24 protein-coding genes and 1 pseudogene are annotated in these 25,926 nt (G+C 74.0%); 18 read left to right on the forward strand and 7 right to left on the reverse strand.

Annotation, left to right across the window (positions count from 1 at the left end; genetic code table 11):
* Positions 1–10: 10 nt before the first annotated feature.
* Positions 11–1,531: an aldehyde dehydrogenase family protein gene (locus KME80_RS41565; protein ID WP_219516512.1), complete on the reverse strand. Its 1,521-nt coding sequence runs from the start codon at positions 1,529–1,531 to the stop codon at positions 11–13.
* Positions 1,532–1,595: 64 nt separating this feature from the next.
* Between KME80_RS41565 and KME80_RS41570 the strand changes: the two genes are divergently transcribed.
* The 10 genes from KME80_RS41570 to KME80_RS41615 all read left to right on the forward strand — a co-directional run bounded on the left by KME80_RS41570 (position 1,596) and on the right by KME80_RS41615 (position 13,811).
* Positions 1,596–2,429: an IclR family transcriptional regulator gene (locus KME80_RS41570; RefSeq protein WP_308126143.1), complete on the forward strand. Its 834-nt coding sequence runs from the start codon at positions 1,596–1,598 to the stop codon at positions 2,427–2,429.
* A gap of 210 nt (positions 2,430–2,639) precedes the next feature.
* The gene (locus KME80_RS41575) at positions 2,640–3,935 is read left to right on the forward strand and encodes an ABC transporter substrate-binding protein (RefSeq protein WP_219516522.1); all 1,296 of its coding nucleotides are present in this window, start codon (positions 2,640–2,642) and stop codon (positions 3,933–3,935) included.
* Positions 3,935–4,693, forward strand: a complete 759-nt coding sequence (locus KME80_RS41580) for an ABC transporter ATP-binding protein (RefSeq protein WP_246646619.1) — start codon at positions 3,935–3,937, stop codon at positions 4,691–4,693. Before KME80_RS41575 ends, KME80_RS41580 begins: the two co-directional genes overlap by 1 nt.
* Positions 4,690–5,421, forward strand: coding sequence for an ABC transporter ATP-binding protein (locus tag KME80_RS41585; RefSeq protein WP_219516541.1), 732 nt, complete (start codon positions 4,690–4,692; stop codon positions 5,419–5,421). Before KME80_RS41580 ends, KME80_RS41585 begins: the two co-directional genes overlap by 4 nt.
* Before the next feature lies 1 nt (position 5,422).
* Positions 5,423–6,289, forward strand: a complete 867-nt coding sequence (locus KME80_RS41590; protein ID WP_219516550.1) for a branched-chain amino acid ABC transporter permease — start codon at positions 5,423–5,425, stop codon at positions 6,287–6,289.
* Positions 6,286–7,317, forward strand: a complete 1,032-nt coding sequence (locus tag KME80_RS41595; protein WP_219516566.1) for a branched-chain amino acid ABC transporter permease — start codon at positions 6,286–6,288, stop codon at positions 7,315–7,317. Before KME80_RS41590 ends, KME80_RS41595 begins: the two co-directional genes overlap by 4 nt.
* Complete coding sequence (locus KME80_RS41600) at positions 7,304–8,626, forward strand: amidase (protein ID WP_219516575.1); 1,323 nt, start codon at positions 7,304–7,306, stop codon at positions 8,624–8,626. Before KME80_RS41595 ends, KME80_RS41600 begins: the two co-directional genes overlap by 14 nt.
* Entirely contained in the window at positions 8,623–10,086 is a 1,464-nt protein-coding gene (locus tag KME80_RS41605; protein ID WP_219516583.1) for a benzaldehyde dehydrogenase, read from the forward strand. The genes KME80_RS41600 and KME80_RS41605 overlap by 4 nt, the downstream gene beginning before the upstream one ends.
* Positions 10,087–10,212: 126 nt before the next feature.
* The gene (locus KME80_RS41610) at positions 10,213–12,456 is read left to right on the forward strand and encodes a glycosyltransferase (RefSeq protein WP_219516591.1); all 2,244 of its coding nucleotides are present in this window, start codon (positions 10,213–10,215) and stop codon (positions 12,454–12,456) included.
* A complete protein-coding gene (locus KME80_RS41615; RefSeq protein ID WP_219516599.1) occupies positions 12,453–13,811 on the forward strand; it encodes a glycosyltransferase in 1,359 nt (452 codons plus the stop codon). The genes KME80_RS41610 and KME80_RS41615 overlap by 4 nt, the downstream gene beginning before the upstream one ends.
* 36 nt (positions 13,812–13,847) lie before the next feature.
* Here the strand turns inward: KME80_RS41615 and KME80_RS41620 are convergent, their stop codons facing one another.
* Positions 13,848–14,420: an RICIN domain-containing protein gene (locus KME80_RS41620; RefSeq protein WP_219516601.1), complete on the reverse strand. Its 573-nt coding sequence runs from the start codon at positions 14,418–14,420 to the stop codon at positions 13,848–13,850.
* Positions 14,421–14,586: 166 nt separating this feature from the next.
* Complete coding sequence (locus KME80_RS53005) at positions 14,587–15,924, reverse strand: sensor histidine kinase (protein ID WP_219516603.1); 1,338 nt, start codon at positions 15,922–15,924, stop codon at positions 14,587–14,589.
* 212 nt (positions 15,925–16,136) lie between these two features.
* On the opposite strand from KME80_RS53005, the gene KME80_RS41630 reads away from it, so the two are divergent.
* On the forward strand, positions 16,137–17,453 hold the full coding sequence (locus KME80_RS41630; protein WP_246646620.1) for an aspartate aminotransferase family protein: 1,317 nt from the start codon (positions 16,137–16,139) through the stop codon (positions 17,451–17,453).
* A gap of 139 nt (positions 17,454–17,592) precedes the next feature.
* Positions 17,593–18,564: a carbamate kinase gene (locus KME80_RS41635; protein ID WP_219516619.1), complete on the forward strand. Its 972-nt coding sequence runs from the start codon at positions 17,593–17,595 to the stop codon at positions 18,562–18,564.
* A gap of 58 nt (positions 18,565–18,622) precedes the next feature.
* Here KME80_RS41635 and KME80_RS41640 read toward each other — a convergent pair whose 3' ends face one another.
* From KME80_RS41640 to KME80_RS41650, 3 genes are read right to left on the reverse strand one after another with little or no spacing between them, the layout of a single operon-like run.
* Positions 18,623–19,270 (reverse strand): bifunctional 4-hydroxy-2-oxoglutarate aldolase/2-dehydro-3-deoxy-phosphogluconate aldolase, encoded by a 648-nt coding sequence (locus KME80_RS41640; protein ID WP_219516628.1) that lies wholly within the window; start codon positions 19,268–19,270, stop codon positions 18,623–18,625.
* A 28-nt stretch (positions 19,271–19,298) separates the two neighbouring features.
* Positions 19,299–21,416, reverse strand: coding sequence for an alpha-galactosidase (locus KME80_RS41645; protein WP_219516637.1), 2,118 nt, complete (start codon positions 21,414–21,416; stop codon positions 19,299–19,301).
* Positions 21,417–21,465: 49 nt separating this feature from the next.
* Positions 21,466–22,107, reverse strand: a complete 642-nt coding sequence (locus KME80_RS41650) for an NAD(P)-dependent oxidoreductase (protein WP_219516653.1) — start codon at positions 22,105–22,107, stop codon at positions 21,466–21,468.
* A gap of 97 nt (positions 22,108–22,204) precedes the next feature.
* Between KME80_RS41650 and KME80_RS41655 the strand changes: the two genes are divergently transcribed.
* The 5 genes from KME80_RS41655 (at position 22,205) to KME80_RS41675 (ending at position 24,622) form a co-directional block, all read left to right on the forward strand.
* The gene (locus KME80_RS41655) at positions 22,205–22,618 is read left to right on the forward strand and encodes an ArsR/SmtB family transcription factor (RefSeq protein ID WP_219516661.1); all 414 of its coding nucleotides are present in this window, start codon (positions 22,205–22,207) and stop codon (positions 22,616–22,618) included.
* Positions 22,618–23,517 carry a cation diffusion facilitator family transporter gene (locus KME80_RS41660; protein WP_219516663.1) on the forward strand — a complete coding sequence of 300 codons (900 nt, stop codon included), beginning with the start codon at positions 22,618–22,620 and terminating at the stop codon, positions 23,515–23,517. The genes KME80_RS41655 and KME80_RS41660 overlap by 1 nt, the downstream gene beginning before the upstream one ends.
* A gap of 90 nt (positions 23,518–23,607) precedes the next feature.
* Positions 23,608–24,042 carry an SRPBCC domain-containing protein gene (locus tag KME80_RS41665; RefSeq protein ID WP_219516673.1) on the forward strand — a complete coding sequence of 145 codons (435 nt, stop codon included), beginning with the start codon at positions 23,608–23,610 and terminating at the stop codon, positions 24,040–24,042.
* Positions 24,039–24,389 (forward strand): ArsR/SmtB family transcription factor, encoded by a 351-nt coding sequence (locus KME80_RS41670; protein ID WP_219516674.1) that lies wholly within the window; start codon positions 24,039–24,041, stop codon positions 24,387–24,389. Before KME80_RS41665 ends, KME80_RS41670 begins: the two co-directional genes overlap by 4 nt.
* Positions 24,386–24,622: an SRPBCC family protein gene (locus KME80_RS41675; protein WP_219516676.1), complete on the forward strand. Its 237-nt coding sequence runs from the start codon at positions 24,386–24,388 to the stop codon at positions 24,620–24,622. The genes KME80_RS41670 and KME80_RS41675 overlap by 4 nt, the downstream gene beginning before the upstream one ends.
* 60 nt (positions 24,623–24,682) lie before the next feature.
* On the opposite strand, the gene KME80_RS41680 is transcribed toward KME80_RS41675, so the two are convergent.
* Positions 24,683–25,084, reverse strand: coding sequence for a hypothetical protein (locus KME80_RS41680; RefSeq protein ID WP_219516677.1), 402 nt, complete (start codon positions 25,082–25,084; stop codon positions 24,683–24,685).
* 374 nt (positions 25,085–25,458) lie between these two features.
* On the opposite strand from KME80_RS41680, the pseudogene KME80_RS41685 reads away from it, so the two are divergent.
* A pseudogene (locus KME80_RS41685) lies at positions 25,459–25,926 on the forward strand (hypothetical protein); the annotation flags it as partial.

Consider the following 25,926-nt stretch of genomic DNA (forward strand, 5'->3'; position numbering starts at 1 on the left):
GGGGGTGGGGTTAGAAGGGGTAGGGGCGGGGGGTGTCGCGGGTGGTGATCCATTGGAGGTCGCAGAACTCCTCGGCGGCGAAGCCGAGGCCGAAGCGGCCCCAGCCGCTGTCCTTGACGCCGCCGAACGGCATGTGCGGCTCGTCGTTGACGGGCTGGTCGTTGACGTGCACGATGCCGGCTTCCAGGGCGGCGGCGAGGCGGAGGCCGCGGCGGGGGTCGGCGGTGATGACGGAGGCGGCCAGGCCCAGGTCGGAGGCGTTGGCGCGGGCGACCGCCTCTTCGGCGGTGTCGACCACCTCCAGGATCACCACGGGACCGAACGTCTCGGCCTGGGCGAGCTCGGCGTCGGCGGGGACGTCGGTGAGGACGGTCGCCGGGTAGCAGGGCGGGCGCGGGTGGCCGCCGGCGAGGACGCGGGCGCCGAGGGCGACGGCTTCCTTGACGCGGCGGTCGAGCAGGGCCAGCGCCCATTCGTTGATGACGGGGCCGACGACGGTGGCGGGGTCGGCCGGGTCGCCGGTGGGCAGCGCCGCCGCCCTGGCCGCGAAGCGGGCGGTGAAGGCGTCGGCGAGCGGGCGTTCGACGTAGACGCGGCGGGCGCACATGCACACCTGGCCCTGGTGGACGAAGGCGCCGTAGATGGCGGCGTCGACGGCGTGGCCGAGGTCGGCGTCGGCGGCGACGATGAGCGGGTTCTGGCCGCTGAGCTGGAGGACGAGGCGTTTGAGGTGGCGTCCGGCCTTCTCGGCGAGGCGGCGGCCGGTGGCGGTGGAGCCGGTGAAGTTGACGCGTTTGACGTGCGGGGAGGCCAGCAATGCGTCGCCGACGGCGCCGGCTTCGCCGGGGGCGTGGGTGACGACGTTGAACGCGCCTGCGGGCAGCCCGGCCTCGTGCAGGATCTCGGCCCACAGGGCGCCGCCGGTGCGGGGTGACTCCTCGGAGGGTTTGAGCACGACCGTGTTGCCGAGGGCGAGGGGCCCGATGCTCGCCCGGCCGCCGAGGGCGAGCGAGGAGTTCCACGGCGCGATGGCGCCGACGACGCCGACGGGGCGGCGTACGGCCATCGCCTGGGTGCCGGGCAGGTCGGAGGGCAGGAGTTCGCCGGTGGGGCGGTAGGCGAGCTGGGCGGCCTGGCGGAGCAGCCGTACGGAGAAGTCGATCTGGACGTCGCCGAAGTGGCGGCCGCAGCCGGTTTCGGCGGCGAGGGCGGCGGCGACCTCGGCGCGGCGGGCGAGCAGGAGGTCGGCGGCGCGCAGGAAGATCTGCTGGCGTTCGGCGGGTGGCAGGCGGGACCAGCCGGGGAAGGCGCGGTGGGCGGCGTCGACGGCGCGGTCGGCGTCGTCGGCGTCGCCTGCGGCGACCGCGCCGAGCACCTCGCCCGTCCAGGGCGAACGGTTGGGGTAGGAGCGGCCGGACCGCGCGGCGACCCACTCGCCGTCGATGAAATGACCGGTGAAGCCGCCCGTGCCGTCGCCCGTGGGACCGCCGGTGCCGGTGCCCTGGGCGGGCCGGGCGCTCTCGCTGTGCATGGAGCCCCGCTCTCCTTGCTCGGATGTGTTCGAACCTGCGAAACGCTGGAACTATATTCCAACCGTGACCGCTGACGATTCCGCCCGCCCCCGGGCCGCCACGGGCGCCTCCGCCACGTTCTCGGTGTCCCTGGAGCGCGGGCTGCGCATCCTGTCCGCCTTCACGGCGGACCGTTCGGTGCTGGGCATCGCCGACCTGGCGCGGGTCGTCGGGCTGAACAAGAGCACGACCCACCGGTACGTGACGACCCTGGTCAAGCTGGAGTATCTCCGCCAGGACCCGGACAGCAAGAAGTACTTCCTCGGCCCCAAGGTGGTGGACCTGGGGTTCGCGGCGATCGACTCGATGGAGCTCACGGGGGTGGCCGCGCCGCTGCTCCAGGCGCTGGCCGACGAGACGGGCTGCACCGTGAGCATGGGCCTGTGCGACGGGCCGGACGTCGTGTACGTGGACCGCAGGCGCAGCGGCCGGCGCAGCGCCCTGGCCATGGATCTCAACCTGCACGTGGGCTCCCGGCTGCCCGCCTACTGCACGTCGATGGGCAAGGTGCTGCTGGCGTACAAGGATCCGGCGGCGCTGCGGCAGATTCTGGACCGGACGGAGATGGCGCGGCGCGGCCCGAGGACGATCACGAACCGGGAGCAGCTGATCGCGGCGCTGGCCAAGGTGCGGCAGAGCGGCGTGGCGGTGAACGACGAGGAGCTGGCGCCGGGGCTGCGGTCGTTCTCGGCGCCGGTGCGTGACCGGACGGGCGAGGTGGTGGCGGCGGTGAACGTCGCGGTGCACCTGACCATCGCGCCGACCACGCTGGAGACGCTGTCGGGGCGGCTCGAACCGCCGTTGCGCCGCACGGCGGCCGAGATCTCCCGCCGCCTGGGGTACCGCCCGAACGGATAGCGCGTTCGGACCAGGAAAATCGCGTTCGAACCCGTGAAACAGAGTGTTGCTCTGGTGCTGACGCGGCCGTACGGTCGCCTCAACTTCCCGCCACCGCAGGTCAGCGCCGTCCCCCGGCGACGAGGTGGCCGAGCGAACCACCCCCAGAGCGAGCGCGGTGCTCGCGGCCCCCTCATGCCCGCCGAGCACCGTCGACACAAGGAGTTTGGCGTGAGCGACACCTCAACGGGCGGCCTGAACCGCCGTTCCTTCCTCAGAGCGGCCGCCGCGCTCGGCGGGACGTCCCTGGTGGGCGCGTGCGGCGGGCTGAAGGGCACCGGCGGCTCGTCCTCCGACGTCCTCAAGATCGGGTACGTGAGCCCGCAGACGGGTCCGCTGGCCGGGTTCGCCACCGCCGACAACTTCGTGGTCAAGCAGATCCAGGAGGCGCTGCGCAACGGCTTCACCGCGGGCGGAGTGAAGCGGCGGATCGAGATCGTCGTCAAGGACACCCAGTCGAACGCCAACCGCGCCACGGAGGTCACCCGCCAGCTCATCAACAGCGACAAGGTGGACCTGATCGTCGGCTCGTCGACGCCCGACACCACCAACCCGGTCGCCGACCAGTGCGAGGCCAACGGCATCCCGAACGTGACCACGATCGCCCCCTGGGAGGCGTGGTTCCACGGCCGGGGCGGCAAGGACGGCGAGGGGTTCACGTACACGACGCTGTTCTTCTTCGGCATGAAGGAGTTCGCCGACTGCTTCTTCCCCATGTGGGACCGCATGGGCGTGACCGGCAAGAACGTGGCCGCGCTGTGGCCGAACGACACCGACGCCAACGCCTTCCGGCAGGGGCTCGGCCCGATGATGAAGAAGTCCGGCTACACGCCGGTCGACGGCGGCGCGTACCAGAACGGCGCCACCGACTTCACCGCGCAGATCGCGGCGTTCAAGGAGGCCGAGGCCGAGCTGTTCACCTGCGCGCCGATCCCGCCGGACTTCCAGACGTTCTGGAAGCAGGCCAGGCAGCAGGGGTTCAGGCCGAAGCTGGCCACGGTGGCGAAGGTGATGCTGTTCCCGTCCGAGGCGGAGGCGCTGGGCGATCTGACGGACAACATCGCCACCGACTTCTGGTGGAGCCCGGCGCACCCGTACGCCTCGACGCTGGACGGCCGCAGCGCCAAGCAGCTCGCCGACGACTTCGCCGCCGCGACCGGCAAGCAGTGGACGCAGGCGCTGGGCTCGGTGTACTCGCTGTTCGAGATCGCGGTGCAGGCGTTCAAGGAGGCGGACGACCCCAAGGACCGCGACGAGGTGGCGGCGAAGCTGCGCGGCATGAAGATCGAGTGCATGAGCGGCAAGCTGGACTTCACCGCCGGGCCGCAGCCGGGCATCGCGATCCAGCACCCGGTGGGCGGCCAGTGGCGCAAGGGTGAGCGCTTCCCGTGGGACGTGGTCATCGTGGACAACTCCGCCAACAAGGACGTTCCCGTCGGCGGCGACCTCCTGCCCACCAACCCGTGATGGCGGCGCTGTTGCGGCTGGACGGCGTCACCAAGAGCTTCGGCAGGGTGACCGTCGCCGAGAAGCTGACGCTGTCGGTCGAGGCGGGCGAGGCGCTGGGGATCGTCGGCCCGAACGGCGCGGGCAAGTCCAGCCTGTTCGCGATGATCTCGGGTGATCTGCGTCCCGACGGGGGCGCGGTGTGGTTCGGCGGCCGGGAGGTCACCGGCGCGCCGCCGTACGCGCGCACCCGGGCGGGCATCGGCCGCACCTACCAGGTGCCCAGGCCGTTCGAGCACCTCACGGTGTTCGAGAACGTGCTGGTCTGCGCCCACCAGGGCGCTGGCCTGCGCGGCGGCCGGGCGCAGGCGCACGCCATGGACGTGCTGGAGCGCACCGGGCTGGCCGCGCTGGCCAACACCCCGGGCGGGCGGCTCACGCTGTTGCAGCGCAAGCGCCTGGAGGTGGCCAGGGCCGTGGGCACCGCGCCCCGGCTCCTGCTGCTGGACGAGGTCTCGGGCGGCCTGACCGAGCCGGAGGTGGCCGAGCTGGTCGCGGTCGTACGCGGCCTGCACGCCGACGGGCTGGCCGTGGTCTGGATCGAGCACGTGGTGCACGCGCTGGTCAAGACCGTGGGCCGGATGGTGTGCCTGGCGGGCGGGGCCGTCGTCGCCGACGGTGAGCCGATGCGGGTGCTGGCCGACCCGAAGGTGCGCGAGCTCTACCTGGGCGGCGGACCCGAGACCGAGACGACCACCGGTGAGGAGGAGCGGCCGTGACCCTGCTGTCCATCCGCGACCTCACCGTCCACCACGGGCAGTTGCGCGCCGTGGACGCCCTCAGCCTGGAGGTACGGCAGGGCGAGGTGCTGGCGATCATCGGCGCGAACGGCGCGGGCAAGTCCACGCTGCTGCGCGCGCTGGCCGGGCTGATCCTGCCGACGTCCGGCACCATCGGCTTCGCCGGCCGCGACATCACCCGGCTGCCCGCCCACAGGCGGGTCTCGGCGGGGATCGCGCTGGTGCCGGAGGGGCGCAGGCTGTTCCGCTCCCTCACCGTGGAGGAGAACCTGCTGGCCGGCGGCTACCGGCGCCGTCCCGGCCCGTGGACGCTCGGCGCCGTGCAGGCGCTGTTCCCGTGGATGGCCGAGCGGCGCGGCCAGAACGCCGCCCAGCTCTCGGGCGGCGAGCAGCAGGCGGTGGCGATCGGCCGGGCGCTGCTGGCCAACCCCGACCTGCTGCTCATCGACGAGCTGTCGCTCGGCCTCGCGCCGGTGATCGTGCGCCGCATCTACGAGGCGCTGCCGGAGATCGTCGGCGCGGGCACCACCGCGCTCATCGTCGAGCAGGACGTCTCCCAGGCCATGCGGGTCGCCGACCGGGTGCACTGCCTGCTCGAAGGCCGGTCCGTGCTGCACGGGCGGCCCGGGGACCTGACCGCCGAACAGGTCGAACACGCCTACTTCGGCCTCGACGCCCGGCCTGCCGGCCAGGAAGGACACGACTGACATGGGCTGGCTCAACGCCGTCGTCCAGGGAATCCTGCTGGGCGGCCTGTACGCGCTGTTCGCCACCGGCCTGTCGCTGATGTTCGGCGTGATGCGCATCGTCAACCTGGCGCACGGCGACCTCGCCGTGGTCGCCTCGTTCCTGGCGCTGGCGCTGGTCGGCGGCACGGGGCTGCCGCTGTGGGTGGTGCTGGTGGTGACGGTGCCACTGTTCGCGCTGCTCGGCTACCTGACGCAGCGGGTGCTGCTGCAGCGGAGCCTGGCGGCCGGGCCGCTGGCGACGCTGCTGGTCACGTTCGGCCTGTCGATCGTGCTGCAGAACGTGCTGCTGGAGATCTTCTCGGCCGACACGCGCACGCTCGACGGCGGCGCGTTCGCCACGGGCTCGTTCGAGCTGTCCGGCGCGATCTCGGTCGGCTACCTGTCGCTGACGACGTTCGTGCTGGCCGGGGCCGTGCTGATCGGCATCCAGCTGTTCCTGTCGCGTACCGGGCTGGGCCGGATGCTGCGCGCCTCGTCCGACGACGCGGAGACCGCCAGGCTCATGGGGGCCGACAGCCGGCACGTCTACGGCATCGCCACGGCCATCGCGTTCGCGACGGTCGCGCTGGCCGGGCTGATGTTCGCGATCCGCTCCTCGTTCGACCCGTCGATCGGCCCGTCCCGGCTGATCTTCGCGTTCGAGGCCGTGGTCATCGGCGGGCTCGGGTCGCTGTGGGGGACGCTGCTCGGCGGCATGGTGCTCGGCATCACGCAGTCGCTGAGCGCGCAGGCCGACCCGGCGCTGACCCTGCTCGCCGGCCATCTCGTCTTCCTCGCCGTGCTGGCCTTCCGGCCGCAGGGCCTGCTCGCTGGACGGACCGCATGACGCTCTCCGATTTCGTGACCGCACGCGCGGCGGGCGGGCCGCACGTCAGCCGGGCCGCCCGCGCCTCCCGGCTGTCCGGCCTGGTCATGGCGGCCGGCGCGGCCCTGCTGGCGGCGCTGCCGTTCCTGGTGTTCAGCACCGTGACCGACACGCTGGTCAACTTGTTCGTGCTGGTCGCGCTGGCGAGCATGTGGAACCTGCTCGCGGGCTTCGGCGGGCTGGTGTCGGTGGGCCAGCAGGCCTACGTGGGCATCGGCGCCTACACGGTCATCGCGCTGGCCGACCTGGGCGTGCAGCCGTACCTGGCGGTCCCGCTGGCGGCGCTGACCTGCGCGGTGTTCGCGGTGCCGACGTCGTGGCTGGCGTTCCGGCTGCGCGGCGACTACTTCGCCGTCGGCACCTGGGTGATCGCCGAGGTCTACCGGCTCCTGGTGGTGCGGGTGGACAGCCTCGGCGGCGGCAGCGGCAAGGGACTGACCGGGCTGTCGGGGCTGGACCAGACGCTGCGCGGGGCGCTCACGTACTGGATCGCGCTGGCCCTGGCGCTGGCCACGATCGCGGGCTGCTACCTGCTGCTGCGCGGCCGGCTCGGGCTGTCGCTGATGGCGGTGCGGGACGAGGAGACCGCCGCCGGTTCGGCGGGGATCGACGTGGGTCGGGCCAAGCGGCTGGTCTATCTCGTCTCGGCGGCCGGGTGCGGCGCGGCCGGCGGGGTGATCACGGTCAGCTCGCTCAGCGTCAACCCCGACGCGATCTTCAGTGTGCAGTGGTCCGCGTACATGATCTTCATCGTGGTGATCGGCGGGATCGGGTTCATCGAGGGCCCGCTGATCGGCGCGCTGGTGTTCTTCACGATGCAGCAGTTCCTCGCCGACTACGGTTCCTGGTATCTGGTCGTTCTGGGAGCGGTCGGGATCGCGGTGGCGCTCTGGCTGCCCGGCGGGCTGTGGGGGCTGGTGCGCTCCCGTACGGGGCTGAGCCTGTTCCCCGTCGGCTATCACGTGAGGAGGCCCGATGTCCGCGAGTGAGCCGTCGCCGGTCGAGCTGACCGAGCGCATGCTGGCGGCGATCGAGGCGACCGAGCCGCACCTGAACGCGTACGCCCTCGTCACGGCCGGGCAGGCCCGCGCCGGGGCCGCCGAGCTGGAGGCCGGGCCGGTGCGCGGGCCGCTGCACGGCCTGCCGATCGGGATCAAGGACCTGATCGACACGGCGGGCGTGCGGACCGCGTACGGCTCGCCGCGGTTCGCCGATCACGTGCCCGAGCGGGACGCGAGCGCGGTGCGCGCGCTGCGCGAGGCCGGCGCGGTGATCCTCGGCAAGCACACCACGCACGAGCTGGCCTGGGGCGGGCGCACCGACAGCGCGTTCTTCGGGCCCACCCACAACCCCTACCGTCACGGGCACGTGCCGGGCGGGTCGTCGGGCGGGTCGGCGGCCTCGGTCGCCGCCGGGAGCAGCCTCGGGGCGCTCGGCTCCGACACGGCGGGCAGCGTGCGCATCCCGGCCGCGCTGAGCGGGTGCGTCGGGTTCAAGCCGGCCCGGGGGCGCGTCCCGCTCGACGGGGTGCTGCCGCTGGCGCCGTCGCTGGACCATCTCGGCGTGCTCGCCCCGACGGTCGACGGCGCGGCGCGGCTGATGAGCGCCCTGGCCGCCCCGCTCGCGCCGGGCCCGTCCCGGCCGCCGCGGGTGGGCTGGCTGGGCGGCTACTTCGACGCGGTCCTGGAGCCGGGCGTGCGGGCGGCGCTCGCGGCCGCCCGGACGCGGCTGGAGGAGCACGGCGTGCCCGTCGAGGACGTCGCCGTGCCCGACGAGCCGCTGATGCCCGAGGCGGTGCTGGCCAGGATCGTGCGCGAGGCGGGCGCGTTCCACCGGCGGGCGTTCGAGCGGGAGCCCGCCCTGTTCGGGGCCGACGTGGCCGAGCTGATGCGGATGCCGCCGCCCGCGCCCGAGGAGACCGGACGGCAGGAGGCGGCCATACGCCGGATGACGGCCCGGCTGGAGCGGGCCCTGGACTCCTGCGACGTGCTGGTCAGCGCGACCGTGCCGATCACCGCGCCGCCGATCGGCGCGATGACCGCCGTGGTCGCCGGGCCGGCCGGGCCGGTCGAGTGGCCGATCGAGCTGCTGCTGACCCGGCTGACCTCGCCGTTCAACGCCGCCGGGCTGCCGGCCGTCTCGGTGCCGGTGGCGCTGGCCGGCGGACTGCCCGTCGGGCTGCAACTGGCGGGCGCGGCCGGGCGGGACGACCTGGTCCTCGACGCCGCCCGCCTGGTCGAGCGGCTGACCCCGCCCCTGCCCGCACCACCACACTCACACAGAAGGGAACGGCCGTGACACTGCTCGACGGCACCGACTGGCAAGGAAAGATCTTCAAGACCGGCGCGTGGACGCCGGGGAGCGGCGGCGACTACGCCGTCGTCGAGCCCGCCACCGGCGGCGAGCTCGGCCGCATGGGCCTGGCCTCCCCGGAGGACGTGGCCGAGGCCGCCCGCACCGCCGCCGAGGCGCAGCGGGAGTGGGCCGCCCTGCCGCACACCGCGCGGGCCGCCGTGCTGCGCAGGGCCGGTGACCTGTGGCAGCGGCACGCCGAGGAGATCAGCGGCTGGAACGTCCGCGAGGTGGGCGCGGTGCCCGGCATGGCCGGGTTCGCCCTGCACGTGGCGGCCGAGGAGTGCTACGAGGCGGCGTCGCTGCCCGGCCGCGCGATCGGCGAGGTGCTGCCTTCGGAGCAGCCGCGCCTGTCGATGGCCCGGCGCATGCCGGCCGGGGTGGTGGCGGTGATCTCGCCGTTCAACGTGCCGATCATCCTCGGCATCCGGTCCGTGGCCCCGGCGCTGGCGCTCGGCAACGCGGTCCTCCTCAAGCCCGACCCGCGTACCGCCGTCACCGGCGGCACGCTGATGGCGCGCGTGTTCGAGGAGGCCGGGCTGCCGCCGGGCGTGCTCCAGATGCTGCCCGGCGGCGCGGACGTGGGTGAGGCGCTGATCGCCGACCCGCACGTGCGCGTCATCTCCTTCACCGGCTCCACCCCGGTCGGCCGGCGCATCGGCGAGCTGGCCGGCCGCCATCTCAAGCGGGCCCACTTGGAGCTCGGCGGCAACTCCGCGCTGCTGGTGCTGGACGACGCCGACGTGGAGTCGGCGGTGAACCTGGCCGCCTGGGGCTCGTTCTTCCACCAGGGCCAGATCTGCATGACCACCGGCCGCCACCTGGTCGACGGCCGCCTCTACGACGAGTTCGTGGAGCGCTTGGCCGCCAAGGCGGGCGGGCTCACCGTCGGCGACCCGGCCACCGGCGAGGTCGCGCTCGGCCCGGTCATCGACGCCGGGCAGCGCGACAAGATCCACCGGCTGGTCACCGAGAGCGTCGGCCAGGGCGCCAGGCTCGCCTCCGGCGGCTCCTACGAGGACCTCTTCTACCGGCCGACGGTGCTGGCCGACGTGCCGCTGACCGCGCCGGCCTTCGCCGACGAGGTCTTCGGGCCGGTCGCGCCGGTCACCCGCGTCTCGTCGGCCGAGGAGGCCGCCGAGATCGCCGCGGCCAGCGAGTACGGCCTGTCGCTGGGCATCGTCACCCGCGACGCGATGCGCGGGCTGGCCGTGGCCGAGCGCATCCCGACCGGCATCGTGCACATCAACGACCAGACGGTGAACGACGAGGCCAACGCCCCCTTCGGCGGCGTGCGCGCGTCCGGCACCGGGTCGCGGTTCGGCGGGGCGGCGGCCAACATCGAGGCGTTCACCGAGACCCGGTGGATCACCATGCGGGGCGAGCCGCCGCGTTACCCCTTCTGAACCCCTTCTGGGGGAAAACCTGCGGCGTGTTCCCTGACACCCTGCGTGCCTGGTGCGTACTGTCGGCGGTGATTCTCCAGTTTCCGCTGGTCAGGGCATCTTTCTTTCGCGTATGGGGGGACTCGCGTGAGCGTGGCCGTGGTGATGCCCGCCTACCGGGAGGAAGCCAATCTGGCGGCGACCGTCGAGGACTTCCTCACGACGCTGGAGGAGGACGAGCACTGGGTGGTCGTCGTCGACGACGGCTCGCCCGACCGCACCGGCGAGGTCGCCGACCGGCTGGCGAGCCGCTTCCCCGGCCGGGTCAAGGTCGTGCACCACCAGGCCAACCTGGGCTACGGCGCGGCCGTGCGCACGGGCATCGCGCACGCGCTGGCGGAGACCGGGGCGCGGCGGATCTTCCTGACCGACTCCGACGGCCAGTTCCGCGCCCACGGCCTGCCGGAGCTGGTCGCGGACGCCGAGCGGGAGCGCGCCGACGTGGTGATCGGCTACCGGCTGCCGCGCGCCGACCCGCTGGGGCGCCGGCTGGCGGGCGGGGCCTGGACGTGGCTGACCCGGCTGCTGCTCGGGATCAGGGCCCGCGACGTGGACTGCGCCTACAAGCTGTTCGACCGGCGTGTGCTCGAACGCCTCGACCTGCGCGCCGACGCCGCGACGATCTCCCCCGAGCTGCTGGCCAAGGCCCGCGGCCTGGGCGCGCGGATCATCCAGCGGCCGGTGGAGCACTTCCCGAGGCTGCACGGCGAGCAGAGCGGCGGCCGGCTGCCGGTCGCGCTGCGGTCACTGCGCAGCCTGCTCTCGCTGTGGGCCGAGGTGTCGCCCGCGACCCCTGTGGGCCGGGCCGCGCACCGGCTGGTCCGGCCGCGCGACCCCGTCCTCGCCGTGCTCACCGTGCTGGCCGCCGTGCTGTCGATGGTCGCCTGGCAGCACTTCGGCGCGGCGCGGCTGGCGTACCCGGACGCGATCTCGCACCTGCTCATCTCCCGCCGGGTGATCAGCTCGCCCACGCCGGGCCTGGCGCAGCTCGGCGGCGTCTGGCTGCCGCTGCCGCACCTGCTGACGCTGCCGCTGGTGTGGATCGACGGCTGGTACCGGTCGGGCACGGCGGCGACCGTCGTCTCGATGATCGCGTACGTGCTGGCGACCCGCTCCTTCTACCGGACGGCGCTGCTGCTCACCGGCAGCCGGTGGGCCGGGGTCACGGCGGCGGCCGTCCTCGCGCTCTGCCCCGCCGTGCTGTATCTGCAGAGCACGCCCATGACCGAGCTGCCGCTGCTGGCCTGCCTGGCCGCCACGGTCTACCACCTCACGGCGTGGCGGCGTACCGAGGACTACCGGAGCCTGGCCGCGGCCGGGGCGGCGGCGCTGCTCGCGACCCTCACCCGCTACGAGGGGTGGGTGATCGCCGCCGTCGCGGCGCTGATCGTGGGCTGGACCGTGTGGCGGCGCTCGCCGCACCCGCGCCGGCGCTCCCGCGCGGAGGCGCACGTGATCTTCTACGGCACGCTCGCGTTCGCCGGGATGGCGCTGTGGCTGCTGTGGAACGTGGTCATCTTCGGCGACCCGCTCTACTTCTACGCCGGCGAGTACGCCAAGCCGTCGCTGTGGGTGTCGCGCGACGAGCTGACCGTGGGCGACTGGGGGACGTCGCTGAGGACGTACGGCTACGCGGTGGTGAGCAACCTGGGGCCGGTGCTGCCCGTGCTGGCGCTGGCCGGGCTGGTGGCGCACGTGCTGCGGCGGCGCGACCCGGTGTGCCTGGCGCCGCTGCTGCTGGCGGTGTTCTTCGTCTACGCGCTCTACTCCGGGCAGCGTCCGCTGCACGTGGAGGAGATCGCCGGCGACCTGTACAACGTGCGCTTCGGCCTGATCGTGATCCTGCCGGTGGCGCTGCTCGCGGGCGGGCTGGCCGCCGAGGCGGCGCGGGCCGGGCGGCCGGTCGCCGCGCTGGCCGGCGCGGTCGCCGTGCTGGTGTGCCCGCTGGCCACCGGCGAGCTGGACGTGCGGCGCGAGGCCGAGGCGTTCCGGTCGGGCGAGGCGGTCCGGTCCGGGCTGCGGGCCGCGGCCTGGCTCCGATCCCACTACGACGGCGGCAGGGTGCTGATGCAGTCGTTCGGCAACGAGGTGCTGACCTTCCACTCCCGGGTGCCCACCGGGTCCATCCTGTACGAGGGCAGCTTCCGGCAGTGGCGGGCGGCGCTGGACGACCCGGCGGGCAGCGGCGTGCGGTGGATCCACATGCGCCGCACGCCGGGCGACCGCGACCGGGTGTGGAAGGCGCTGAACGGCGCCCCGGCGCTGCGCGGCTACACGCCGGTCTACGACGACGGCGACCGCGTCGTCTACCGGGCGGGGGCGGCCCGGTGAGCGCGCACGTCACGCTGAGCCGCGGGCAGCGGATCACCGCCGGGGCGGGCGCGCTCGTGCTGGCCGGGGCGATGGCGCTGACCGGGGTGGTGACGGTGCTGGCCGCCTGCATGGTCACCGTCACCCTGCTGTACGCGGCGGGCGTCGGCTACAAGCTGTGGCTGATCTTCCAGGCGCGGGGCGGCGACGTGCTGCGCTTCGCCGAGCTGCCCGGGGACGACGACCTGCCGCCCTACACGGTGCTCGTGCCGCTGCACCGCGAGGGCTGCGTCGTGCCCGCGCTGCTGCGGCGGCTGGCCGCGCTCGACTACCCGGCCGACCGGCTGCAGGTCCTGCTCCTGGTCGAGGAGGACGACGAGGACACCGCCGCAGCGCTGCCCGACGAGCTGCCCCCGGGCTTCGAGCTCGTGCTGATCCCGGCGGGCGAGCCCAGGACGAAGCCGAAGGCGTGCAACGTCGGCCTGGAGCGGGCCCGCGGCGAGTTCTGCGTGATCTACGACGCCGAGGACAGGCCCGAGCCGTCGCAGCTGCGCAAGGCGGTCGCCGCGTTCGCCGGGGCGCCCCGCTGGGTGGTGTGCGTCCAGGCCGAGCTGCACTACTGGAACCCGTGGACCAACTGGCTCACCCGGTGCTTCACCGCCGAGTACGCGCTGAACTTCAGCCTCTTCCTGCGCGGGCTCGACCGCTACCGGATGCCGATCCCGCTCGGCGGCACCTCCAACCACTTCCGCGCGGACGCCCTGCGCGAGCTGGGGGCGTGGGACCCGTACAACGTCACGGAGGACGCCGACCTGGGCATCCGGATCGCGCGGCGCGGGTGGAGCGTGCGCATGATGGACTCGGTCACCGAGGAGGAGGCCAACAGCCGGCTGGGCAACTGGGTGCGGCAGCGCAGCCGGTGGATCAAGGGCTACATGCAGACGTGGCTCGTCCACATGCGCTCGCCTCGGCGGCTGTGGCGGGAGCTGGGGGCGCGCGGGTTCTGGAGCTTCCAGTTCACGGTCGGGTTCTCGGTGCTGTGCACGCTGCTCAACCCGGTGCTGTGGGCGCTCACGGCGCTCTATCTGGTGGCGGGGCCCAGCGCGGTCGAGGCGCTGTTCCCGGGGGTGGCGCTCTATCTGGGCACGATGGTCATGGTGGCCGGCAACCTGCTGCTGATGCTCGCCCACATGGCGGGCTGCCTGGAACGCTCGGTGCACGAGGCGGTCCGCACGATGCTGCTGGTGCCGCTCTACTGGGCGCTGATGAGCGTGGCGGCGTTCCGGGCGCTGGTGCAGCTCGCGCGGCCGAGCCGCCGCTTCCACTGGGAGCTGACCGAGCACGGGCTGGTGCCCGACTCCCCCGGCGTCACGTGACGGCGGGGGCGCGAATCACGCGCCCCCGCCCCACGGTCAGGAGTCGGCTACCGGGACCAGGCGGAAGGTCTGGTTCTCGCCGCCGTGGCAGCGGTGGTGCTGGACGACCGTGTAGTGGTCGTGGGAGTGGCCGAAGACGTCGATGCACTCCTTGTTGTACGCCGAGCGCCACATGACCGGCCTGCCGGACAGCGCGCCCGGCCGGTCGGCGTTCCACAGCGCGCGCGGGTTGACGTGCCCGAACCGGCCGCAGACGTCCTGGACGAGGCGGGCGTGCCGCTCGCGGGGAATCGCGGCGCACAGGCCGGAGTGGCGGTTCACCAGGAGCCAGGCGTGGTCCCAGCGGACGACGCGCCACTGCTGCGTGGACAGGCCGCGCACGGGCACCTGGATCATCCCGAGCGGGCGCGGGCCGTGGGTCTGGGCGGTGATCGCCTGGCGGCTGTGCTCGGCGACGATGTAGAAGACGTCCCCGCGGTCGGTGCCGGGCCGCGACAGCGTGTCCGCCGCGGCGGCGGGCATGGCGGCGGGTATGGCGGCCGAGACCGCGAGCAGGGCGCCCAGGAGCGCTCCGGCGCTCCTGGTGACGAAATTGGTGTTTTTCGCCATTTTCAAGGATTCCTCCGGGAAATTGGGTTGACCGGACGAGAAAAGCTCGTCTCCGCCGAAGAAACACTTTCACCCGCCACACAAGCCGCCCCCCAGCCTGGGGTATTCCACTTCCCAAAAACGCCATGACGCCTTTCCCTGACAGAAAAGGGAAAGGAAGAACGGCTCAATCGGCGTCGGCGAGCGGCAGCCGCAACACGAAAGCCGCACCCGCCTCCGAGTCCCCGACCTTCAGCGAACCCTGGTGCGCCTCGGCGATGGCACGGGAGATGGCCAGGCCGAGACCGCTGCCCTTCGGGTCGCGCCGATGCGCCTCGGCCAGCCGGACGAAGGGCTGGAACACCCGCTCCCGGTCCGCCTCCGCGATGCCGTCGCCGTCGTCGAGCACCGTGACGACCGCCTGGCCGTCCACCCGGGCGAGGCTGACCTCCACACCCGACCGGGCGTGACGCTGCCCGTTCGCCATCAGGTTGACCAGCACCTCGCAGATCTGGACGGTGTTCCCGCGCACCCGGACGCCCTCCGCGCCCTCCTCGACCCGGCCCCGGACCGGCACCCCCGAGCGCCGCGCCGCCGCCTCCCCGCGCACCAGCTCGGCCAGGTCCACCCGCTCCGCGCCGTGCGGGGCGGCCCGGACCCGGGCCAGCATCAGCATCTCGTCGATGATCGACTGGCAGCGGTCGGCGGTGCCGAGCGCGTCGCGGATGGCCTGGTGCGGGTCCACCTCCCGATACAGCAGCGCCTCCTCCAGCTGCGTCCGTATCCCGGTCAGCGGCGTGCGCAGCTCGTGCGACACCATCGAGCAGAAGTTGCGCTGCTGCTCGACCGCCGCCTGGAGCCGGGCCAGCGTCACGTTCGCGGTACGCGCCAGCCGGGCGAACTCGTCACTGCCGTGCGGCTCCGGGATGCGCAGGCTCAGGTCCGTCACGGTCACCTCGGCCAGCCGGCGCCGCATCGCCTCCACCGGCCGCAGCGCCAGGCCGGTCAGGACCCAGGCCACCCCCACCATCAGGGCGCTCGCCGCCAGGACGCCCGCGCCCAGGAACAGCTCCAGCCGGTGCGTGGCGAGGATCTCCGGCTGCATCCGCCCGGCGTAGACCACGTGCGACTCGCCGCCCCACAGCACCTGCTCCTCCTGGGGCGACGGCCGGGTGGCGGTGAACATGACGCACCCGGCCGGCGAGCACTCGGTCCGGTGCTCGATCCGGTCCTCCGACCGCGGCCAGAACGCGCTGAGCGGCGGACGCCCGGCGGCCGCCCGGCTGGCCGACACCACGTTCCCGGACGAGTCGACGAGCTGCATCAGGTCGACGTCCGAGGCGGTGACCGGCGGCGACGGCCGCCTCGTGGTCATCGACCCGATCCAGTCGGTCGCCGCCCGCTCGGTCTCCTCGAAGACGCCGCGCTCGATGGCGGCGCGGATCGCCACGTCGGCGAGCACGCCGATCGCGCTCAGCACGACCAGGGAGAACACGCCGGCGGCCAGCGCCAGCGTCGCCTGCACGGACAACCTGCCGGCGGGCGCGGCCCTCACGCCCGCCGCCGCCCACGCGCCGCCGGATACACCCGGTGAACGTTCCTCGCCTTCACCGTGGAATAACCCAGCATTCGGTCAAGGCGCCGCCGCCCCTCCATTTGATCCTCTTTCCGGCATATGCTCCGTTTCGCCGGGCGAATACATCGGCGTACGCCCGGCGGGAAAGGGTGACGACGTCAATGGACATGGACACAATGGACCTGGACACGACCTTCCTGGAGGACGCGGACCGGCTCCTCATCCGCTACGGAGCCGCCTTCACCCCGCGCCTCATCGAACGGGCCTCCGGCTCGTACGTCTACGACCGCGAGGGCACGCCCATCCTCGACTTCACCTCCGGGCAGATGAGCGCCATCCTCGGCCACGCGCACCCGGACATCGTCGCGACCGTCTCGGCGGCGGTCGCCTCCCTGGACCACCTCTACAGCGGCATGCTCAGCGCCCCCGTCCTCGACCTGGCCGCCAGGCTCACCGCCACCCTGCCGCCCGAGCTCGGCAAGATGCTGCTGCTCACCACGGGGGCCGAGGCCAACGAGGCGGCGATCAAGATGGCCAAGCTCGCCACCGGCGGCTACGAGATCGTCTCCTTCGACCGCTCCTGGCACGGCATGACCCAGGGGGCCGCCGCCGCGACCTACTCGGCCGGGCGGCGCGGCTACGGCCCGCCCACGCCGGGCAACCTCGCCCTGCCCGCCCCCAACGCCTACCGGTCGCCGTTCCGCTCCCCCGACGGCTCCTACGACTGGGAGGCCGAGCTCGCCTACGGCTTCGCCCTGGTCGACCGGCAGTCCTCCGGCAGCCTCGCCGCCTGCCTCGTCGAGCCCGTCCTGTCCTCGGGCGGGATCATCGACCTGCCTCCCGGCTACCTGCGCCGCCTCAAGGACCTGTGCGAGGAGCGCGGCATGCTGCTCATCCTCGACGAGGCGCAGACCGGCCTCGGCCGCACCGGGACGATGTACGCCTTCGACCGCGACGGCGTCACGCCCGACATCCTCACGCTGTCGAAGACCCTCGGGGCCGGGCTGCCGGTGGCGGCCGTCGTCACCACCACGGAGATCGAGCGGGTCTGCCACGAGCGCGGGTTCCTCTTCTACACCACGCACGTCTCCGACCCGCTGGCCGCCTCGGTCGCGCTGACCGTGCTCGACGTGATCGGGCGCGAACGCCTCGTCGAGCGGGCCGCCCGGCTCGGCGACCAGCTCACCGAGCGGCTGCTCGCGCTGCGCGACGCCTATGAGGTCGTCGGCGACGTCCGGGGCCGCGGCCTGCTCCAGGGCGTCGAGCTGGTCCGCGACAAGGCGTCCAAGGCCCCCGCCGACGCGCTCGGCGCCGCCGTCACCCGCGCCTGCCTCGAACGCGGGCTGCACATGAACATCGTCCAGCTACCCGGGATGGGAGGCATCTTCCGCATCGCCCCGCCCCTCACGATCGGCGAGGACGACCTGCACACGGGCGTCGACATCCTCGAAGCCGCCCTCAAGGCCACGACCGGCTGAGTCCCCCGGCCGAACGGCTTCCGCCCGGCCGGGAACGTCCGGCGTGCCGGGCTGGCCCGGGCGCCTTCTCGGGTGGCACCCTGCGGAGAAGCGCCCCGTACCGTCGAGGCCGTGCTCGTCGCGGCGCTGGGAGAGTGACATGCTGCTCGTCGTCGCGCTGGGCGGCAACGCCCTGCTGGAACGGGGCGAACGCCCGGACGCCGCGGTGCAGCGGCGGCACGTGCGGGCAGCGGCCCGCGCGCTCGCCCCGCTGGGCGCCGAGCACACGCTGGTGCTCTGCCACGGCAACGGGCCGCAGATCGGCATGCTGGCCGTCGAGAGCGCGAACGACCCGGACCTGGCCCACCCGTTCCCGCTCGACACGCTCGGCGCCCAGACGCAGGGCATGATCGGCTACTGGCTGGCGCAGGAGCTGGCCAACGCGGGGCTGCCCGGCCCGGTGGTCACGATCGTCACGCAGACGGAGGTGGGCGCGGACGATCCGGCGTTCGCCGCGCCCACGAAGTTCGTCGGCCAGAGCTACCCGGAGGCCGAGGCGCGCAGGCTGGCCGTGGAGCACGGGTGGACCGTGGCCCGGCAGGGCGAGGGCGGGGCGTGGCGGCGGGTCGTCGCGTCCCCGGCGCCGCGCCGCGTCGTCGAGCTGCCGACCATCCGGCGTCTCGTGGCCGCCGGCACGTCGGTGATCTGCGGCGGCGGGGGCGGGGTGCCGGTGCTGCCCCGGCCCGGCGGGCGGCTGGAGGGCGCGCAGGCCGTCGTGGACAAGGACCTCACGGCGGCGCTGCTGGCGATCGAGCTGGGGGCCGACCGGCTCGTGGTGCTCACCGACGTCGACGCGGTCCGGCGCGACTTCGGCACCCCGCGGGAGCGGCCGCTGTCGTCGGTGGACGTGGGCGAGCTGCGCGCGATGCGGTTCCCTGCCGGGTCGATGGGGCCGAAGGCGGAGGCGTGCGTACGGTTCGTCACCGCGACCGGGCGGCCTGCGGCCATCGGCGCGCTGCGGGACGCGGCGGCGGTGCTCGCCGGGCAGGCCGGGACCACGATCACGGCCTCGCCCGGCGCTTCCGGGCCGGCGGTCACGACGTCGCACGGCGTCGGCGAGCCGGGCGGCTGACCGCTCGCGCGATCCTGCGGCTCAGCCCGCTCTTGAGGCTCAGCGCTCCTCCCGAGGCTCAGCCCCGCTCCTCCCGGTGCCGCGCGACGACGCCGAGCAGCCGCCGGGCGCGGGAGGCGAGGGCGGCCAGGTCGCCGTCCGCGCAGGCGTCGCCGAGCAGCGGCGCGCCCATGCCGACGGCGCGGGCGCCCGCGCTCAGGTAGGCGGGCACGTCCTCGATCCGGACGCCGCCGGTCGGCACGAGCGGCACCTCCGGCAGCGGCGCGAGCACGTCCCTGACGTAGCCGGGGCCGCCCGCCGCGCTCGCGGGGAACACCTTGACCAGGGCGGCCCCGCCCCGCCACGCCTGGAGGATCTCCGTCGGCGTGAACGCGCCCGGCACGACGGGGACGCCGAGCCTGCGGCCCTCCTCGATCACCTCGGGCAGGACCGCCGGAGTGATCAGGTAGCCCGCTCCGGCGCCGACGGCCTCCCGGGCGGCCTCGGCCGTCAGCACGGTGCCCGCGCCCACCGCGACGCCCTCGACCCCGCCCCGGGCGGCCCACCGGATCGCCTCCAGCGCGCCGGGCGTCGTCATCGTGACCTCGGCCGCCCGTACGCCGCTGCCGGCCAGCGTCGCCAGCACGGCGGCCAGGTGGCGCGAGGCGGCGGCCCGGACGACGGCGATCACCGGGACGGCGGCCAGCGCCTCCTCCAGCCCGGTCACGCGGCGCCCCCGGAAGACGCGGCTCCGGTCATCGCGGCGCGTCCACGGCCGTGAGGTGGAGCAGCGCGGAGCGGTCCGGGAACAGGGGCGGCACCGCGATGCCGGAGGCGGCCAGCGCCGAGCCGGGCAGCACGGCGCCGCCGGACGTCCAGGCGGGGGCGGCCCCGTGGGAGTCGACGGGGACCAGGGGCCGGATGCGGTAGAGGGTGCCGGGGTCGAGGCCGGGCAGGCGGAGGAGGCCGGGCGGCCAGGTGGCGGGGCGGTCGAGCAGCGCGATCTCGAAGAGGGCCGAGCGCCCGTCGGGGGCGACGACGCCGTGCGCCTCCACGCCGTCGGGCACGTCGTCGAGCCGGACCATGACGCCGCCGTGGAGCAGCTCGCGGTGCTCCTTGTGCAGGGCGATCCACCCGGCGAGCTCGGCGAGCTCGGCGTCGGTGAGCGCGGTGAGGTCCCATTCGACGCCGTAGTGGCCGAAGAACGCGGTGGCGGCGCGGAAGGCGAGGTCGTGGCGGCGGCCGGTGGTGTGGGAGCGGCCGGCGCCGATGTGGCTGCCGATGAGCTCGGGCGGCAGGAGCTGGGCGGTCCAGCGCATGATCTGGCGGCGTTCGGCCGGGTCGATGCAGTCGCTGGCCCACACGCGGTCGGTGCGTTCGAGGATGCCGAGGTCGACGCGGGCGCCGCCGGAGGAGCAGGACTCGATCTCCAGCCGGGGGTGGGCGGCGCGGATCTCGTCGAGCAGCCGGTAGACGGCGTGGGTCTGGGCGTGGACGGCGGCGCGGCCCTGCCGGTGGGGCGACCCGGCGTCGACGAGGTCGCGGTTGTGGTCCCACTTGACGAAGTCGAGCTCGTACTCGCCGGCGAGGGCGAGCAGCCGTTCCTTGATGTGGGCGTACGCGGCGGGGTTGGTGAGGTCGAGCACCTGCTGGTGGCGGGCGGTGGGCGGCAGGCGGTCACCGGTCCGCAGGATCCAGTCCGGGTGGGCGCGGGCGAGCTCGGAGTCCGGGTTGATCATCTCGGGCTCGAACCAGAGGCCGAACTGCATGCCGAGCTCCCTGACCCGCTTGACGAGCGGGTGCAGCCCGTCGGGCCAGACGGCCGGGTCGACGTGCCAGTCGCCGAGGCCGGCGCGGTCGTGGCGGCGGCCGAGGAACCAGCCGTCGTCGAGCACGAACCGCTCCACGCCGACCCTGGCGGCACGGGCGGCCAGGTCGAGCAGCCGGTCCAGGTCGTGGTCGAAGTAGACGGCCTCCCACGTGTTGAGCACCACGGGCCGGGGCGAGGCCGGGTGGGCGGGGCGGGCGCGCAGGTGGTCGTGGAAGCGGCGGGCCGCCTCGTCCAGGCCGCGCCCGTACGTGGCGTGGATCCAGGGCGTCCGGTACGTGTCGCCGGGGGCGAGGACGATCTCGCCGGGCAGCAGCAGCTCGCCGCCGCCGATCAGGGTGCGGCCGGTGGCGGTGCGCTCGGCGTAGTGGCGGTGGCCGCCGCTGAAGCCGACGTGCAGCCCCCACGCCTCGCCGCGCCGGAAGCCGAGGTCGGCGGTGCCGGCGAACAGGACGGTGGCGGCGTCGGCGCCGGTGCGTCCGCGCCGGTTCTCCCGCAGGTGGACGCCGACGGTGAGCGGGCGGCGTTGCGGGACGCGTTCCTTGGACCAGCGTCCCGCCTGGTCGAGCACGTCGGTGGCGTGCCCGGGGACCGGGAGGGCCAGGTTGAGCGCGTCGAGCGTGTAGGGCAGGTCGTGCTCGTTGTGCAGCTCGGCGCGGGCGCGCAGCAGCCCGTACGGGTCGAGCTCGGCGGTGAGGGCGAGGGCGAGGCGGGCGTGCGGGTCGGCGGCGGTGACGGTGAGGCGCCGCCCGGCCGTCTCGCAGGTGACGGCGGTGAACGCGGGCGACCAGTTCTCGCCCTGGTGGTGGCCGGACAGGCCGGGCAGGCCGGCCCAGCCGGTGCGCGCCTCGGGGACGAGCGCCGTGCGGATCGGCGCGTCGGAGGTCTGGTCGGGGCGCGGCCGCAGCTCGGCGGCCAGGTGCTCCAGGGCGTCGTCGGCGAGCGGGCCGAGGTCGGGCCCCCAGTGCAGGATCGCGGGCAGGGCGTCGGGAGGGCATTCGAGGACCACGGACACGCCGGCGGCCCTGAAGTGGTGGAGGTGCATGGGGCGCTTTCTGCTGGACGGTGCCTGCTGGACGTGCGGAGATCGTACGTCAGCGGCGCGGCCCGGCGACCCCGATGGCCCGCCTCACGGTGAACGGGTCCGGCAGCATGTCGAGCATCGCCCTGGCCAGGTCGCCGCGCGTCATGGAGCCGGGCACGTTGGCGTCCACGGCGCTGCGGTAGCGGCCGGTGGCGGGCTTGCCGGTCAGCCGGGGAGGCCGCAGCACGGTCCAGTCGGCGGTGCTCGCGGCCAGGGTCCGCTCCATGCGCTCGAGGTCGGCGTACACGGTGCCGAAGACGGCGCGGACGGCGGGCATGCCGAGCCTGCGCCACAGCAGCGACTCCCCCGCGCCGGTGCGCAGCACCGGCTGGGCGCTGAGGGCGAGCACGCGGCGGACGCCGGTGGCGTCCATGGCCGTCAGGATGGCGGCGATGCCGGCCGAGCACACCCGCGAGGTGTCGTTGCGGCTGTTGGGCCCGAGCGCGGACAGGACCGCGTCGCTGCCGGTCAGGAGGGGTTCGAGGGTGCGCGGGGCGAAGACGTCGGTGGTGGCGATCTCCAGCGCGGGGTGGGAGAGCGGCAGCCTGGCCGGATCGCGGACGGCGGCGACGACCTCGTGGCCCGCGGCCAGGGCGCGCTGGACGACGGCTCTGCCGGTGCCGCCGGTGGCGCCGAAGACGGTGATCCTCACGCCGACGATGCTAGCCAACCGATTCATCGGCCGGTGAAATGCGCTGCGGCGAACCGGGGGTTGACAGTCGTTCCGCGCTCTTCGCTATCTTGTACATATGAACACCTCTTCAGATGAAGGCATCTTGATGGTGGACGGGTGCGCCGTCAAGGTCGTCGACGCCGACCGGGTGAGCGCCGTGCGGGAGCGGATGCCGGCCGCCGAGGACGTGACCGACACCGCCGACGTCTTCGGCCTGCTGGCCGACCCCAACCGGCTGCGGCTGCTGGTCGCACTCCTGGACGGCGAGCTGTGCGTGTGCGACCTGGCGGCGGTGACCGGCCAGAGCGAGTCGGCCGTCTCCCACGCGCTGCGGCTGCTGCGCGCGCACCGCATCGTGGCGGCACGCCGTTCCGGCCGGATGGCGTACTACCGTCTGGAGGACCCGCACGTGCGGATGCTGCTCGACGTGGCGCTCGCGCACACCGAGCACACCGAGGCCATCCACCCCGAGCGCGACGGGAGGTCGTGATGGGCTCCGGCCACGGGCACGGGCACGCGGCGGGCCGCCACCGCTGGCGGCTGGCCGTCTCGTTCGTGCTGATCGGCGTCTTCTTCGTCGTCGAGCTCGTCTTCGGCCTGCTGTCGGGCTCGCTGTCGCTGCTGTCGGACGCCGGGCACATGGCCGCCGACGTGGTCACGCTCGGCGCGGCGCTGGTCGCCACCCGCATCGCCACCCGTCCCGACACGACCGGCCGGCGCAGCTATGGCTCCTACCGGGCCGAGGTGTTCGCCTCGCTGCTGGCCGTCGTCATGATGCTGGGCGTCGCGCTCTACGTGGTGATCGAGGCCATCGGGCGCATCGGCGAGCGGGCCGAGGTGTCGTCCGGGCCGATGATGATCGTCGGTGCGATCGGCCTGCTGGTCAACCTGGTGGCGCTGTTCCTGCTGCGCTCCGGCGCGGGCGAGAGCCTCAACGTGCGCGGCGCGTACCTGGAGGTGGTCGCCGACACGGCCGGCTCGGTCGGCGTGATCGTCGCGGGCTGGCTGGTGTCGGCCACCGGCCAGCCGTTCTGGGACACGTTCGTCGCCCTGGCCATCGGCCTGTTCGTCGCCGTGCGCGCCGTCTCCCTGGGCCGCCAGGTCTTCGCCGTGCTCGGCCAGCACGTGCCCGAGGGCGTCGACCCCGACGCCGTGGCCGCCGACCTGTCCGCCATCGAGGGCGTACGGGACGTGCACGACCTGCACCTGTGGACGCTCACCTCGGGCATGAACGTGGCCACCGCCCACCTGGTCACCGCCGAGCCGGCCGACCACCACGCCGTCCTGGACCAGGCGCGCGACGTGCTCAGCCGGCGTCACCACATCGCCCACGCGACCCTCCAGGTCGAGCCCGCCGACCACCGGGGCTGCGACGAGGTCGGCTGGTGAACATGCGCAACCTTTGGTTGCGCGATCCGGGCCGTACGCGCTAGCCTTACGCGCAACCAAAGGTTGCACGTAAGGTCTGGAGAGTTCAGCATGGAGTACGGCAGCATCGAACGCGAGATCCACGTCGACGCCACCCCCGAGGTCGTCTTCGAGGTCGTCAGCCGCCCCGAGCACATCTCCCGCTGGTGGAGCGACGACGCCTCGATCGAGCCCGTCCCCGGCGCGACCGGCGAGCTGATCTGGGGCGACCGCGAGCAGGTCGCCCCCATCACCGTGGTGACCGCCGAGCCGCCCCGGCTGTTCGCCTTCCGCTGGTGCGAGACCGGATCGGCCTCGCTGCTCGTCACCTTCGAGCTCACCCCGGCGGGCGCGGGCACGCGGATCCGGCTCACCGAGACCGGCTTCCGCGAGCTGGGCTGGGAGGCCGCCAAGCTGGCGGAGTGCCACCGCGACCACAGCCAGGGCTGGGACACGTTCGTGCCCCGGCTCGGCGAGTACGTCACGCGCCTGGTGGCCACACCGTGACGGCGGCCGTCGACGACGAGCTGTGGTCGGCCGTCGGCGACCCGACCCGGCGGCGCATCCTCGACCTGCTCCTGGCCGACGGCCACGGCACCGCCACCAGCCTCAGCGAGCGGCTGCCCGTGACCCGCCAGGCGATCACCAAGCACCTCGGCACGCTGGACCGAGCCGGGCTGGTGCACGCCTCACCCGCCGGGCGGGAGAGGAAGTATCGGGTGGACGAGGCGCAACTGGCCCGGGCCGTCGCCCAGCTCTCCTCCGTCGGCGCGGCATGGGACGCCAGGCTCCGGCGCGTCAAGCGCATCGCCGAGGAGATCCAGCGCACCGCGGACCGTACGGAGGGACCATGACCGATCAGGGCACGACCATCACCCTGGAGCTGCCCCGGCCGCCCGCCGAGGTGTTCGCCGCCGTCCTCGACGTGCGCGGCTGGTGGTCGAGGAACGTCACCGGCGCCACCGCCGCCGAGGGCGACGAGTTCGGCTACGAGGTGCCCGGCGTCCACCGGTGCCGCATCCGGCTCACCGAGGTCGTCCCCGGCCGGCGCGTGGTCTGGCGCGTCCTCGACAGCCCAACGAGGTGACCGACGGCGCCGACGTGCTCGGCCCCCGGATCGACGCCGCCCTGCTGGGCTCGCCCGCCGTCACCTGAGCCGATCGGCGGCGACGGCGGCGCTGACCGTGACGCCACCGGACTGCGACACCGCCACCTTCAGCGTGCCGCCCGCCTCGGCGAACGCGGCACGCATCCGAGCCTCGGGCAGCGGCGTCCCGTCCGCCGCGCCGCTCGCCTCGAAGCTGACCGTCAGGCGCAGCCCGGACGCCGACAGCGTGACGGCCAGCGACACCACGGGGACCGGGTCGTGCGCCTCGGCGGCGGACAGCACCGGGCGGACGACCGACAGCACCGCCTGGCTCGCGCGCGGCGGCACGGCCCCGGCCGGCAGCGCCCACACCTCGGCCGCCGAGCCGGTACGGTCCGTCCACAGGGCGAGCTCGGCCTGGATTTCCCCGGCCAGGCGCTGCCCTTTCGCGCGCACGTTCATGCCCACCGCGCATTCCCCCGACGATCAATGGCAACTTTTTCTCGCGCAACCTATCAATCACCGGGCTGTGACCATAAGTCCATAAATGCGTCACATATCGCTCATTTTCCGCCAGGTCAGGGGTGTGGTCGGAGATGGCAATGTCCTTCCCAGAAGGTCGCCGTACGCCGCGTGGCGCGCTGACCGGCTTTGCCCGGGTATGCCATCGTGACTCGTCCCAGCAGCCGCCCCCCGGGAGGCCGTCGCTCGGCCGTCCCAGGCCCTGACCGGCGTGCCGCGCGCCACGCTCGTGGCCGGCCCCGGTTCGGCGGATCACGATCCCACACCCGCGGCGCGCTCGCGCCCGACCACGAGGAAGGCTGGCCAGCGTAAGCATGACCGGCAGGCGACACACCCCGACCGACCTCACCACCCCCGACGCGGCCACGGGGGCGGCCCCCAGCGTGGCCACCGACGCGGCCACCGAGGCGGCCACCGGCGCGGTCGCCGGGGCGCGTACGGGCGCGGCCGTCCGCGCGGATGCCGTCCCGGATCCGGACGCGCCCGGGAAGTGGCGGGGGCGGGTGAGCGTCGTGCAGGTGGCCGGGGGCGCGATGGCCGCGCTCACGGCGGCGGTGGCGGCCTCGTGGCTCGGGGTGGCGGGCACCGTGATCGGCGCGGCGGTGATGAGCGTGGCCACCACGGTCGGCACCGAGCTGTACACCCACTACCTGCGCCGCACCCGCGCCAAGGTCAGGCAGCACACCGTCACCGGCAGGCGGCACCGCCCGTCGGACCAGGCCGGCCCCTCCCGCCCGGCCCATGTCTCGGACCAGGCGCGGGCGGGGCGGGGGCGGGTGGGG

Origin of the sequence: Nonomuraea ceibae, from assembly GCF_019396325.1 — a bacterium.
Lineage (GTDB): Bacteria > Actinomycetota > Actinomycetes > Streptosporangiales > Streptosporangiaceae > Nonomuraea > Nonomuraea ceibae.